This is a genomic window from Psychrobacter sp. TWP2-1-2, assembly GCF_049896785.1.
Taxonomy (GTDB): domain Bacteria; phylum Pseudomonadota; class Gammaproteobacteria; order Pseudomonadales; family Moraxellaceae; genus Psychrobacter.
The window spans coordinates 1-14,082 of the sequence record NZ_JAFCVA010000007.1 but is presented as its reverse complement, the minus strand read 5'-3'; the positions used below and the strand labels follow the sequence as shown (position 1 = coordinate 14,082).

10 protein-coding genes and 1 pseudogene are annotated in these 14,082 nt (G+C 43.6%); 4 read left to right on the top strand and 7 right to left on the bottom strand.

Features of this window, described 5'->3' with window-relative positions; all coding sequences use genetic code 11:
- Positions 1 to 271: 271 nt before the first annotated feature.
- Positions 272 to 1,534, bottom strand: a complete 1,263-nt coding sequence (gene gabT, locus ACP7AE_RS07970; RefSeq protein WP_193008959.1) for a 4-aminobutyrate--2-oxoglutarate transaminase — start codon at positions 1,532 to 1,534, stop codon at positions 272 to 274.
- Between the two features lie 183 nt (positions 1,535 to 1,717).
- Complete coding sequence (locus tag ACP7AE_RS07965) at positions 1,718 to 3,193, bottom strand: NAD-dependent succinate-semialdehyde dehydrogenase (protein ID WP_426242363.1); 1,476 nt, start codon at positions 3,191 to 3,193, stop codon at positions 1,718 to 1,720.
- A gap of 262 nt (positions 3,194 to 3,455) precedes the next feature.
- Between ACP7AE_RS07965 and ACP7AE_RS07960 the strand changes: the two genes are divergently transcribed.
- Positions 3,456 to 4,220 carry an IclR family transcriptional regulator gene (locus tag ACP7AE_RS07960; RefSeq protein ID WP_193008961.1) on the top strand — a complete coding sequence of 255 codons (765 nt, stop codon included), beginning with the start codon at positions 3,456 to 3,458 and terminating at the stop codon, positions 4,218 to 4,220.
- 62 nt (positions 4,221 to 4,282) lie between these two features.
- Here the strand turns inward: ACP7AE_RS07960 and ACP7AE_RS07955 are convergent, their stop codons facing one another.
- The 3 genes from ACP7AE_RS07955 to ACP7AE_RS07945 all read right to left on the bottom strand — a co-directional run bounded on the left by ACP7AE_RS07955 (position 4,283) and on the right by ACP7AE_RS07945 (position 8,049).
- Entirely contained in the window at positions 4,283 to 5,332 is a 1,050-nt protein-coding gene (locus tag ACP7AE_RS07955) for a histone deacetylase family protein (RefSeq protein ID WP_426242361.1), read from the bottom strand.
- 55 nt (positions 5,333 to 5,387) lie between these two features.
- A complete protein-coding gene (locus tag ACP7AE_RS07950) occupies positions 5,388 to 6,587 on the bottom strand; it encodes a CaiB/BaiF CoA transferase family protein (RefSeq protein ID WP_426242359.1) in 1,200 nt (399 codons plus the stop codon).
- Between the two features lie 277 nt (positions 6,588 to 6,864).
- Positions 6,865 to 8,049, bottom strand: a complete 1,185-nt coding sequence (locus ACP7AE_RS07945) for an acyl-CoA dehydrogenase (RefSeq protein WP_201539894.1) — start codon at positions 8,047 to 8,049, stop codon at positions 6,865 to 6,867.
- 175 nt (positions 8,050 to 8,224) lie between these two features.
- On the opposite strand from ACP7AE_RS07945, the gene ACP7AE_RS07940 reads away from it, so the two are divergent.
- Positions 8,225 to 9,052 carry an IclR family transcriptional regulator gene (locus tag ACP7AE_RS07940; protein WP_426242357.1) on the top strand — a complete coding sequence of 276 codons (828 nt, stop codon included), beginning with the start codon at positions 8,225 to 8,227 and terminating at the stop codon, positions 9,050 to 9,052.
- A 73-nt stretch (positions 9,053 to 9,125) separates the two neighbouring features.
- Here the strand turns inward: ACP7AE_RS07940 and rtcR are convergent.
- Both rtcR and ACP7AE_RS07930 read right to left on the bottom strand, forming a co-directional pair.
- Positions 9,126 to 10,836: pseudogene (gene rtcR / locus ACP7AE_RS07935) on the bottom strand (RNA repair transcriptional activator RtcR).
- On the bottom strand, positions 10,826 to 11,830 hold the full coding sequence (locus ACP7AE_RS07930) for a DUF4062 domain-containing protein (RefSeq protein ID WP_426242355.1): 1,005 nt from the start codon (positions 11,828 to 11,830) through the stop codon (positions 10,826 to 10,828). Before ACP7AE_RS07930 ends, rtcR begins: the two are co-directional and overlap by 11 nt.
- Before the next feature lie 235 nt (positions 11,831 to 12,065).
- On the opposite strand from ACP7AE_RS07930, the gene ACP7AE_RS07925 reads away from it, so the two are divergent.
- Both ACP7AE_RS07925 and ACP7AE_RS07920 read left to right on the top strand, forming a co-directional pair.
- On the top strand, positions 12,066 to 13,298 hold the full coding sequence (locus ACP7AE_RS07925) for an RtcB family protein (protein ID WP_426242353.1): 1,233 nt from the start codon (positions 12,066 to 12,068) through the stop codon (positions 13,296 to 13,298).
- 44 nt (positions 13,299 to 13,342) lie between these two features.
- Positions 13,343 to 13,984, top strand: a complete 642-nt coding sequence (locus tag ACP7AE_RS07920; RefSeq protein WP_426242351.1) for a hypothetical protein — start codon at positions 13,343 to 13,345, stop codon at positions 13,982 to 13,984.
- Positions 13,985 to 14,082 lie beyond the last annotated feature (98 nt).

The following is a 14,082-nucleotide window of genomic DNA, read 5'->3' as shown; positions in this document are numbered from 1 at the left end:
GACGGTCACACTATTTTTTGTTTAGTGGGATAGTACCCATCATAATTATCATATATACCTTTTGATCCAAGCTGTTCGGCACTACTTGTTTCATATTCAAATAGTACAAACAGCAACGGCGTCTTGACTTGCAAGGCGCCGTTGTAAAAAATGTACTCAAAGCGAGTGCCATATGGGCAATCTTGCTGTGCTATTAAAGATAGCCTTTTAACCAAGATCGAGGCTTGATTAAAAGTGATGTATTTCACTATAAATAAATACTGAATACTTATTAAGCGGTTAGGATACCTTTGATAATATCTAGACCTTCTTGGAGCACTTCATCTTCAACCGTCAATGGCACCATCACGCGAATGGCGTTGCCATACATACCGCAAGATGCTAATAATAAACCTTGCTCAAATGCTTTGGCTTTCAAATTAGTCGTCGCTTCCACATCAGGCTTGCCTTCACTATCGATTAATTCAAACGCTAGCATGGCGCCTTTATGGCGAATATGACCGATACTGCTTAAGTTTAAACCCTTTAAGAAGGCTTCGATTTTGTCGCCAATCTCAATACTGCGCTCAAGTAGGTTCTCTTCTTCGATGACTTCCATGACAGCGAGTGCAGCCACACAAGCCAGTGGATTACCAGAGTATGTACCGCCCAAACCGCCGACTTGCGGCGCATCCATGATATCAGCGCGACCGATAACGGCAGAGATAGGATAACCACCTGCCAAGCTCTTAGCACTGGTCATTAGATCTGGCTCAACGCCCAACTGCTCGGTGGCAAACAACGTACCCGTACGGGCAAAACCACATTGCACTTCATCAAAAATCAAGACAATGCCATGCTCGTCACAGATATCGCGTAGAGATTTGGCAAATGATGGGGTTACTTGATGGAAACCACCCTCGCCTTGTACTGGCTCGATAATCATCGCTGCCACTTCGCTAGGATCGATATCTGCTTGGAAAATCATCTCAAGGCTATGCAGCGCTTGTGCTTCTGTGACATTCAACTCTTCAGCTGGGAATAGCGCATGGAATACAGGGCCTGGCATTGGGCCAAAGTTCTTTTTGTACGGCAGCACTTTACCTGTCAGACTCATGCACATTAAAGTACGACCGTGCCAACCACCAACGAAAGAGATGATACCTGGACGACCAGTTTTCGCACGAGCAATCTTGATACAGTTTTCGACCGCTTCTGCACCAGTCGTTAAAAAGAAGGCTTTTTTCTCACCGCTGATAGGCGCTTTTTCGCAAAGTTTTTCGGCAAGATCCACATAGCATTCATAGTTGATCATTTGCGCCGCAGTATGGGTAAACTTGTCAAGTTGCTCATGCACGCGCTGGGTGATTTTTGGATGGCTGTGACCCGTATTCAGTACTGAGATACCACCAACGAAGTCAATATAACGATTGCCTTCAACATCCCAAACTTCTGAGTTTTTGGCTTTTTCTGCAAAGATGGGATAGGCAACGCCAAGTCCTGTTGGTAACACAGCTTTACGGCGCTCAAGTAGTGATTTATTGGTAGTCGTCATGGGAATATCCTTTTCTTTATTTTTAACATAAGTGCCAATGATTGAATGGCGGTTTTGAGGAATGGTTTATCTAATAATTAACAATTATTAGTTGCTAGCTATAGAGGGGATTCATGGTGCTGAATCCCGTTCGATACGGTGTGACAATTAAAACCTTAAAAGAGAGCGTATGTCGCTAGACGATTAGCTGACGTCAGAGCACCAGTATTTGGTCACGACATACTCTTCAATGCCGTATTTTGAGCCTTCGCGGCCAAAGCCAGACTGCTTGACACCGCCAAATGGAGCGACTTCAGTAGAAATAAGCCCAGTATTATGACCAATAATGCCGTATTCAAGACCTTCAGTGACACGCCATGAACGTCCATAATTGCCACTGTAGAAATAGGCAGCCAAACCGTAGATAGTATCGTTGGCTTGACGAATAACGTCTGCCTCATCTTTAAAGGTAAAGATAGTGGCAATAGGGCCAAAGATTTCTTCGTGCGCGATATCCATCGCAGCATTGATATCGGTAATGACCGTTGGATTATAAGTAAGCTCTGAGGCGTCATTGGTGCTGCCGCCAGCGATAAGTGTCGCGCCTTTGTCTAAAGCATCTTTAAGTAGCGCTTGCACTTTTTCTAGCGCCTTTTGATTAATCAAAGGACCAATATCCACGCCTTCATCCATGCCGTTACCGACATTTAATTCAGCGACTTTTTTCACAAACACATCTAGGAATTCATCTTTAATGCTGTCTTGCACATAGACACGGTTGGCACAAACACAAGTTTGACCAGCGTTACGATATTTAGAAGCAATTAAGCCTTCAGCCGCTTTTTCCAGATCAGCGTCATCAAAGACGATAAATGGCGCATTACCGCCCAGCTCTAATGACAGTTTTTTGATGGTTGTCGCACATTGAGCCATTAAGGTACGACCAACTTCGGTAGAGCCTGTGAATGAAAGCTTATGAATGCGTACATCGCCCGTTAGGATATCGCCGATGGTTGAGGATTTGCCCGTCACTACTTGGATAACGCCTGCTGGAATACCTGCTTGTTCAGCCAATGCAGCGAGTGCTAGTGCAGAAAATGGCGTTTCAGTCGCAGGTTTAATAATCATCGTGCAGCCTGCTGCCAATGCTGGCGCGGCTTTACGGGTAATCATCGCTGCTGGGAAATTCCAAGGCGTGATCGCCGCGCAGACACCAACGGGCTGCTTGAGTACCACATGACGTAGCTGCGCGCTATTGGCGGGGATAACGTCGCCATAAACACGCTTGCCTTCTTCGGCAAACCAACGGATAAAGCTATTGGCATAGCCCACTTCACCGCGCGACTCGTTTAGAGGTTTGCCTTGCTCAGCGGTCATAATGATAGCCAAGTCTTCTTTATTGGCATCGATGAGGTCTGCCCACTTTTGTAGTAGCTCAGCACGCTCTTTCGGGGTTTTGGCTGCCCAAAGGATCTGGGCTTCATGAGAGGCGGTAACCGTGTCGTTCACATCGTCGGTCGTTAGGCTTGGTACCGTACCGATGATATCGCCGTTGAAAGGATTGCTCACATCAATAGTCGAGTCATCACTAGCGGCATGCCAGCCATCTTTGATGAAACACTGCTGTTTAAGTAGATCTGGGTTCGATAGCTGTAGCGTAGACTGTGACAGTTGTGACATTGTGACGCTCCTTGTCAATTGAGGTTTGCAAATAGGATTCGCAGATTTATAGCGATAAGTGAATAACAATAAATAGAAGGTTATGATTTAAATAATTATTGATAACTTGCTAAGTGTTCAATATACTGAACTTCTATTCTACATATGAGACATCATTATAAGAATGATAGCCAGCCATTTGCAACCCCTATTCTCATTTTAATGATAATTTATCGCGTTATTTTTATATTGTCTCAATTCTACTGACTTTTATAGGTTCCTTATGAGCTCAACTGCCGTTCCTGCCTTGGACAAAACCTTTCAGATTTTAGATTTAATTACCGACAGTGCGCAGCCTTTAACGGCAGCTCATATTGCGAAAGAGCTCAATCTACCACGTAGCTCAACCCACAATATTTTGCAAAGTCTTTTGACCAAGCATGTCATCTATAAAGACAGCGATAGCCGCTTTCATTTAGGCTCTTATTTGATGTATTGGGCGGGTAAGTATGAGCAGCAGCAAGGCGTCATCCAGTTATTTAAAGACCTTATTGTCCAGTATCCGATTCTTCTTCAGCATACAGTCACCTTATCTAAGCTTGATTTAGGTGAAGTGGTGTTTTTAGCCTGTCATGAAGCGCCTGCCCCGCTTGGCTTTACCTTTCGCGCTGGCGTTCGCGTACCAGCGGTATTCTCTGCCACGGGCAAAGCCATGCTTTCAACCTTCTCTATGGACAGTATAAAATCTATCTACGCTACCGGTTTCCCCGCACCTATTACCCAACACGGTGTTGATAACTTTAGCGATTTGTCCACCGAGTTGACCGCCATTCAAAACAGTCGCATCTCACTCGATGATGGGCAACTTCGCGAAGGGATGTATTGTTTGGGTACTTATATTCGCAATGCGTCAGGCAATGCCGTTGCGGGTATGGCGGTTAGCTTTTTGCAAGGCGAATATGAGTCCAAGCGTGCTGAGGTCAGCGCAGTATTGATTGAATTGGCGCAGCAAATTGAGCAGCGTTTGGGTTTTATCGATAATAAATAAAGTTAAAACGCTGCTAGTTTCTTGCTTACTTCAAACTCTTTCAGTTATTTTGGTGATAACTGTTAATCTTCTGAAATAAGCCCTGATAAAAATGCTTGCAAATTGTCATTGAGCTTTTGCAAGTAATAACCGCCCTCGACTAAAACAATCAGTGGTTTATTTAGCGCTTTCATCTTTTGTGCCAATATTTTAAATCCTTTCGTACTCACCGCACATCTCGCTTCTGGGTCGTTCTCATAAACATCAAAACCTAAGACATGCACAATGACATCAGGGTCAAATAGCGTCATCGCTTCGATAGATTTATCAACATACTCAAAAAACCCAGCTTCATCGGTGCCATGTGGCATCGGGAAGTTAATGTTATAGCCTTCACCCTCGCCCACGCCTCTTTCAAACGCATGCCCTGTCACGGCGGGATAGAAGTTAACGGGGTCACCGTGAACCGAGGTATAAAGAACATCGCTGCGATCATAAAATATCTCTTGAATACCTTGTCCGTGGTGCATGTCGGTGTCTATGATGGCGATTTTTTCGTATTTTTGCCGCAGATGTTCAGCGATGATGGCTGCATTATTTAGATAGCAAAATCCGCCAGCGGCGCTTTTGCGAGCATGATGACCAGGAGGCCGTGAGAAGCAAAGCTGTATATGACTTTCGGCACGCTCGGTATCTGACAAATCATCGTTCAGCAATGCTTCAGCCGCATTGAGTGCAGTCTGCGCAGACCAATAAATAGATGTCCAAGAATGCTCGCTGATAGGCGCGCTATCATCCGCTTGATACTTTGCTGCTTTTGCCATGATACCGATACCGGGATTGTCATACGGCAAAAAAATCCCCGTCTGTACCTGCGCGCCCAAGTCTTCCTCGACTGCTATCCAGTCATCATAGCCATGTTTGAGAAACTCAACGTAACCAAAATCGTGAACCGCTAATATAGGCCCAATGCCAATATCGGTAACGGTCGTCACCTCTAACCCTAACGCTGCTGGTGCTTTTAAGAACTCAACCATACGCTCTGGTATCTCTAACGGCTCATGCATCTTTCCATAAGAAAAATAAGGGAGTGGTCTGTGCAGGCTTAGGTTTTCATGGCTATATATTTTCATGCTCAACATTCCTTTGTTTAACATTTTTTCCAATGGCGCTTTTTTTGATGCTTAACTAAACAATTCCATCGGCTTTAAGCTTGGCTATCATGTCGCTGTCATAGCCCAAATCAGCAAGCGTACTATCGGTATGCTCGCTCAACTTCGGTGGCGGTGACCGATAAGTGACGGGTGATGCAGATAGTTTGATTGGACTACCAAGTGCTCTTACCGGACTGCCTTGCGTGGCAAAATCAACCACCATCTCACGTGCCAGCGCTTGCGGCATTGCCAAGGCTTCAGCGACATTATGAATCGCTCCGCATGGGATACCTGCTTGATCTAACACCTCCAACCAATAAGTACGTGGTTGCTCGACAAATTTCTTACTCAGCTCAGCGCACAGTAGCTCACGATTGGCAACGCGTTGTGGATTGGTCATAAAACACTTGTCGATATGCCAATCAACTGCAAGCACATTGCACAGTTTGGCAAACTGACTGTCATTGCCGCAAGCTAAAATAAAATGCTGCTCGCCCTCGCCAGCAAACACTTGATAAGGCACGATATTAGGATGCTGGTTACCGAGTCTTGGCGGTACCCTGCCTGATGCCAAATGATTCATACCAACATTAGCCAGCATGGCAAGCGCACTATCAAGCAATGCCACATCGACATGTTGCCCAACTCCAGTATGCTGTCGAGCTATTAATGCTGCTTGAATACCAATGGTCAGCTGTAAACCTGCAAACAAATCAACAACTGCCACGCCAACCTTATGCGGTTCGCCATCGCTCGGACCCGTAATACTCATCAAGCCTGATAGACCTTGAATAATATAGTCATAACCGGGGCGCTTGGCATCTGGTCCTGTCTGACCAAAACCCGTCAATGAGGCATAAATTAGGCGCGGATTGTCTTGTTTCAGACTGTCATAATCTAAGCCGTACTTCTTAAGACCGCCAACTTTAAAGTTCTCAACCACAATATCGCTGTTAGCGATAAGCTGCTTGATAATGGTTTGCCCTGCAGGGGTATTAATATCGACGGTGAGGGATTTTTTATTGCGGTTAATGGTGGAGTAATAAGCGGAGGTGTCATCGCTGAATGTTGGCGGTGCCCAATGACGTGTTTCATCACCGATATCTGGACGCTCAACCTTGATAACGTCGGCACCCAAATCGGCGAGTATTTGAGTGCAAGAAGGACCGGCTAATACTCTCGATAAGTCGAGCACTTTGATACCTTGTAATGCGCCTTTTGCCATGTCAGTCATAATACTCCCTTATTATGTAACCTATTCTTTGATAAAAAATTGCTATGCATCATTTATCTTTTAATGCTTTAAATGCTTTAAATGCTTTAAATAATAGACAATGATAAATAAATGATGGATAAATGATGGATAACAACAATGCATAACAACGATGTATAAAAATCAGAAACGCACGCTACTGTCTATAACAGCTTATTAAAAAGCCAAACAGTAACGTACGTTTATGGTGTAGAAACTAGCTAATATCTATTAGCTAATGCTTATTAATTAACAACAATTAATAAAACGCTTGAATGCCAGTCTGCGCACGTCCTAAGATGAGCGCATGAATATCGTGCGTCCCTTCATAGGTGTTCACCGCCTCTAGGTTCATAACATGACGAATAATGTGGAACTCATCAGAGATACCATTACCACCATGCATATCACGAGAAACACGTGCGATATCTAGCGCTTTACCACAGTTATTACGCTTAATAAGTGAGATCATCTCAGGCGCCGCATTGTCTTCATCCATCAGACGACCAACACGTAGCGCTGCTTGCAGACCCAAAGCGATTTCTGTTTGCATATTGGCAAGTTTCAGCTGTACCAATTGCGTCGCAGCTAACGGACGACCAAATTGCTTACGGTCTAGCGTGTACTGGCGTGCTGCTTTCCAGCAGAATTCAGCTGCCCCCATCGCGCCCCATGCGATACCGTAACGGGCTTTATTTAAGCAGCCAAACGGTCCTTTTAGACCACGGATATCTGGGAAAGCATTGGCTTCAGGGACGAATACTTTGTCCATGACAATCTCACCCGTGACTGATGCACGTAATGAGAATTTGCCTTCAATTTTCGGTGCGGACAGCCCTTTTATACCTTTATCTAAGATAAAACCACGAATCTCACCAGCATCATCTTTTGCCCAAACGACAAACACATCAGCGATAGGACTGTTGGTAATCCACATCTTATTACCCGTCAGCTCATAACCGCCGTCAACTGCACGCGCTCGTGTCGACATCGACGCAGGATCTGAGCCTGAATCTGGCTCCGTCAGACCAAAACAGCCAACATATTCGCCAGTTGCAAGCTTGGGCAAATATCTCTCTCTTTGTTCCTCAGTACCGTACGCCCAAATAGGATGCATGACCAAGCTTGATTGCACACTCATCGCTGAGCGGTAGCCTGAGTCAACGGCTTCTATTTCCTTAGCAACTAAACCGTAGGCAACATGTGATAATCCAGCGCAGCCATAACCTTCAATGGTCATGCCAAGCAAACCCATTTCACCCATTTGACGCATGATATTACGGTCAAAATTCTCATTGCGATTGGCTTCAACAATACCAGGCATCAGCTCTTTTTGAAAAAACTGGCGAGCGCTGTCCGTTACCATACGCTCTTCGTCAGTCAGCTGATCGCGCAATAAAAAAGGATCTTCCCAGTCAAAACTTGGACGCGTAGATGTTGCCATGTGGATCTCCTTGATATCAGTCATCCTGACCGACGAGTAGTAATTAATGAGTAAATTGACTTAATAGGTTATTGACTTACCAATTCCGCTGTGCGAAACTTAGTTTCATAATTTAAATCCATTAAACCAAAGTTTCGGGTCGCTGTAAACCTTTATCAAATAAAATGAGCATAAAATGACAAAAAATATATCAGCAGCTCTACCATTACTGACTCGAATGAATAGCATCCTTGAGAAGAGTAAAGATGATAATGACAGACAATTCGTCACTGCATTGGGGCGTGGACTGACTCTGTTATCAGCATTTGAGCATCATGAGCAGCTGAGTCATCAACAGTTATGTCAAATGACCGGACTGCCAAAAGCGACCATCACGCGTCTGATTCATACCTTGATGACACTTGGATTTTTGCGCATTACGGAACACGGACAGTATCAATTGGGCAGTAGTGCGGTGCGACTTAGCGCCACTGCATGGAGTCGTCACGATATGGTCGCAGCAGCTGAGCCGTCACTGCGACAGTTTGCGAGTAATAATCAGGTATCAGTAAACTTGGCAACCGAGGTCGAAGGAGAAATGCGCTATCATGCTTGCTGTCGTAGCCCTGCTCGCCTATCGGTCAATTTGCAAGTTGGCTCAGCAGTACCCGTCGCTCGCACCGCTATTGGACGCGCTTTTTATGCGTCTAGCTCGCCAGCGAGACAGGCTGTCATTGACAGTAATTTAAAAGAGCATTTATCTACAGAGGATTATAAGCATGCGCAGTCTGCTCTATCTAAAGCAGCAGAGCATTATAAAGCGCATGGCTATACGGTATCAGATGGTGAATTCTCTACAGATATATTGGCAGTGGCCGTTGGAGTCTTTGATGTTGCGACTGGGCAATATGCTTATTCGCTCAATGCCAGTGTGCCGAGTGCCAACTGGGAATCAGAAGAATATGCAGCGATGATTGTGCCAAAATTGCAGGCGTTGGCTGAGCGGATTGGTGGCGGGGTTTAAAAGAGAACAAATGATAAATCTATAGTACAAGCATCTTGGCTTAGTCGATGGGTTTTGTCTTATGGAAGATGCTTTATTTTAGCTCATCAAACTTCAAACCAAACTTCAGCAGATACTTACGCAATCTATCGCTATCGTTCGGGCTTTTTAGCTTATCGCGTGAGTTGGCATACAGATAGCGCCCAGCCGCCGCTTGATTTTTATGGTTAATACACACCTCAATCACATACGCCAGTTGCACTGCATCAAACGGATCAATAGTCGCCAGCATATCTTCATCAAGATATTGGCGTAAAACGTTATGGCTACCCTGCTCGATGGTTTCACTATCTAGAGTAGTATCGGGGCTATTATTGCTTGGGCTATTTTTAGTCCTGCCATTACCGCCATTTAAGCTATCAGAGCCATTCAAACTATCAGGTAACGCCCAAAGATGCGTTAAGCGTTCAATCTCCGCTTGCACATCATCATTGCGAATAACTTTACTCTCAGCAAGTGTAGTCAGACGAATCATACTGGCAAGTCAAATCACGAAAATTGCCTTGCCATGTCGCATCCGCACTCATCGCAAAAGATTCATACAACTGCCTTGCTTCTGGGGTAAATCGATAGTGCTGCTGTTGCTCGTTACCCAAGCGCGCTAGCTCATAATCGATATTGGCAGGTAAGTCCTCTAACCTGTCTTTGAGTGATGGCAAAAAGAACGTCCATGTATTAAGACGCGCAAACAAATCCGCTCGAAACTCGCCATTAGCGACCGCTTGCCGCAAGTCTTTATTGGTGCCTGCCATTAGCTGAAACGATACGCTAATCGGCGTATCACTACCGAGCGGGTAAAAGCATTGTTCCTCAAGTGCGGTCAATAGCATTGCTTGCTCATCAAGCCCTAATTCGCCGATTTCATCTAAGAATAATAATCCACCATCGGCTGATTTTAGCAGGCCATCACGGCTCGTCGCAGCTCCCGTAAATGCACCTTTGACATGACCGAATAGCACACTCATGGCAGTGTCACCACGTAGCGTGGCGCAGTTGACCTCGACGAATTGTTCAAGCGTGTTTTTGCCTTGTGTACTGTTAGCTTTGGCTTTTTTGAGCGCGTAGATTTGGCCTGCCAGTTGCGACTTGCCCGCCCCTGTTGCGCCCATTAATAATATGGGTGCGGTTGATCGGGTGGCGACTTTTTCAATATCGGAGATGAGCTTTTGATAAGCGGCGTTTTGGGTGACTAGGTTGGCTTGCAAGGTCTGCCAATGTTGCTGCTTTTCTGCCTCAAAACGCTCGCGCAAGCCATCGTAGCGCGAGACGTCTAGATCGATCACTTGATAGCGCCCTTGCGGATCGGCTTGGTCAGGTCTTGGGCAAGGCGAGGTCTGAATCAAATCAGCTGGTATAAAGCCTGCTTCTACCAACAAGAACCAGCAAATCTGCGCCACATGCGTACCTGTGGTCAGATGCAGCAAGTAGTCGGTACTGTCCTGAAAATCAAACCCTGCTGCAAAGTCATACAGCTCAGCATAAACATCGGCAAAATCCCATGGACTGGTCAAAGCCACATGATGACCAATAACGGTAGTGTTCGGACTAACTTGTGCCACGTCATCGACAATTATTTTAAACAGGCGCTTATCGCGCTTGCTATATAAGATATGCAGCTCATCAACGAGTAGCTCATCATGCAACCCTAGACTCACTGTTGGACGCCATCTTTGCCAACGCTTATCATTAAAACCATTGTCTAAAGTAGTGCCGAGGAAGCCGATGACGGCGGTTTTATTCATCATTAGTTAGGTCACTCTCATATCTTTTTAAAGCCAATGACCTGACTATTTTTTTTCGCGCACTAGGCATAATCTCCCAGAATATATCCATCGGATCGCCTAATAATCTTATATATTCAAGAGCTAATAATTGAATTTTAATATTCTCAAAGTCTATTATATCTATTGAAACAATATCAAAATCATCCGGATATTTAGAAGCTATATAACTTGTGAAATTTGCATGAATAGCTCTTTCAGGATAAGGCTGTAAAACTTTAGGAACAATAAACTTTAGTATTTCATTCCATGAAATATAGTATTCTAACTTTACTTTTTCTCTTTTACCTCCTCTATTAACGTTATGTCTAATACTAATAGTCAAAATATCCTCACCTTGAGCTAAGTCTAATATTTCAGTATTATTTGCTTGTAAAACCTGAACCTGTTTTTCAAGCTCATCTTTTTCTTGTCTAAGTTTATTCAGTTGCTTTAATAAATCAGTATTATCAGTTGCTTCATTTCCTCTTATCCATCCAACAGCTGGATAAGTTTTAATCGTTTTGGGCAAACTAAGCGCAACTAAACCAGATAACTCTTTTGCATCATCCCAAAATTTTACCAAACGATTAGTCGTTACCTTCTCTCTAAAAATTTGTAGTTTTTGTCGTGCTCCAGAATCCATTTCGACTTTTTCAACCGCTAATTTTTCAGGACTACCGTGAACTAACGCAACAACCTTAATGCCTTGTTTAATTGCGTAGTCATACTCCATTTCTGTATAGCTAATACCTTTTTCAGACAAACTGCCGTATCGACCACCTACGATAAGTAGGTAGTAATCACTATCATCAATAACCTTTTTTATGAATTCAAACTGCTCTTCATCTAGAGCAGGAAACAACTCCATCCCAGCTGGTATACAGTCCATTTCCATAAGTGTTTGAATAACATTGCTTCTCTCATCTTGTAAGTCTGCAAATGTAGAACTCACAAATACTTGGTATCTCTTATCCATATACGACGACCTTTTATAGTTAACTTTCTATATTTTTATAAAATATCATATTTTTAGAAATTATTTTCATTATATCTCATATTGATAGCCACTTTTATTTTTTAAATTAATTAATAATATCAGATACTTATAAATAAACATCAAATATTCTAAAAACTTGGCACGCCCTTAGCATTATATAAAGTAAGAATCATCTTTCATAATAAACAAACTTTGCAACGCTAAGGAATACAACATGCAACCAACTACTCATAACGTTATTCAAGACAATGGAACGCCAATTAGACTTTGGACCAAGGGCGTGCCTGTTGATCCAAAAGCGCACGACCAATTGATCAAAGCATCAAAAATGCCGTTTGTATATAAATGGCTTGCGGTGATGCCCGATGTACACGTTGGGATTGGCGCGACTATCGGTACGGTATTGCCAACCAAAGAAGCGATTATTCCGGCTGCCGTTGGCGTCGATATTGGCTGCGGAATGATGGCAGTACAAACCACCCTAACCGCGAACGATTTGCCAGACAGTTTGCTTGGTCTACGTACGGAGCTTGAAAAAGCAATTCCACATGGCCGTAGTAAAACGCGTGGTCGCGGGTCACGCCGTGATGTCGGCGCATGGGCAAACCCTGACGACACCGTAATGAACGGTTGGGGAACACTGGTTGATGATTTTAACTATATAACCCAAAAGCATCCTAAACTTAAAAACACCAATAACCTTAATCATTTGGGTACTCTGGGTACGGGGAACCATTTCGTCGAGGTGTGCCTTGATGAGACCAATCAAGTTTGGATCATGCTGCACTCAGGCTCACGCGGTGTGGGTAATGCCATCGGTCGCTACTTTATTGAGCTGGCACGTGAGGACATGCGCAAGTGGTTTATCAATTTGCCAGATAAAGATTTAGCCTACTTTGCCGAGGGTACAGAACATTTTGATGATTATTGGTTTGCGGTTGGTTGGGCGCAGCGTTTTGCCTTTAAAAACCGTGAAATCATGATGGAAAAAGCCATCAAGGCACTACGCCACATCATACCCAAGCCGTTTGATGCAGCCGTAAAAGCAGTGAACTGTCATCATAACTATGTAGAAAAAGAGCAACATTACGGCGAAGAAGTATTTGTAACCCGCAAAGGTGCGGTACGTGCCCGCGTTGGTGAATACGGAATCATTCCGGGGTCGATGGGTGCCAAATCATTCATCGTACGCGGTAAAGGGAACGAAGAATCGTTTTGCTCTTGCTCGCACGGTGCAGGTCGGGTGATGTCACGTACTGAGGCAAAAAGGGTATTTACGGTCGCCGATCAAATTGCGCAGACCGAGGGCGTAGAATGCCGAAAGGACGCGGATGTGATCGATGAAATTCCAGCGGCTTATAAAAATATTGATGACGTGATGCAAGCACAAAGCGATTTGGTAGAAGTGGTACATACACTGCGTCAGGTGGTTTGTGTTAAGGGTTAGATCAAGCATATATATATATAGTTCAAGGAACTGGAGATAATTCCATGGAATATCACGATAAAAATGATTTTGAAAAAATAAATTTTCAGATAGAAAGTGCTTCAAGAATGATTGACCTAGGAAATTTTACAAAAAGTTTTGAGCTATGTTTAGATATACATACAACTTTACGTACTACGGTGAACAAAGATGATATTCAATATTCTTACTTACTTTATAAGCTAGGAATGTTGTTTGTCGATATAGGCCACATGGCTTCAAAAAATGAAGCTAGCTATGTAGGTTTAGAAATAATGGAATCTGATAGCTTTGAAAGCTGTTTAACTCGCAATAGTTATTACTATAACTTGGGAAATGCGAAGAGCAATTTGATTCAGAGACCCTCTGATAAGCAGGGCCATAATAATGTAAAGCTAATAAAGCAGCTCTCAGAAGTTAGCTCTCTATTTTTGAAGGCTATATTAACTTGTAGAGTAGAAAGAACAGATGTTCAACCGCAATACTTAGTGAATTTAGCAAATAATCTTAAACAGCAATATAGATTTTCTGAGGCTTTAGCTTTATATGATCAAGTTATTGCAATGAATTTGGATATCGCTCAAGCTTGGGTAAACCGTAGCGAATGTTTAATTTCACTGAATAGTATTACTAAAATGCATAGTGTTGGTAATCCCCCCAATAAATAAGAACACTTAGAAATAGAGATTAACTGCTAAAATATACCAGCAGGAGAATCCTATGAAAAAGACACGCTTTACTGATAATCAAATCGTTAATATCCTTA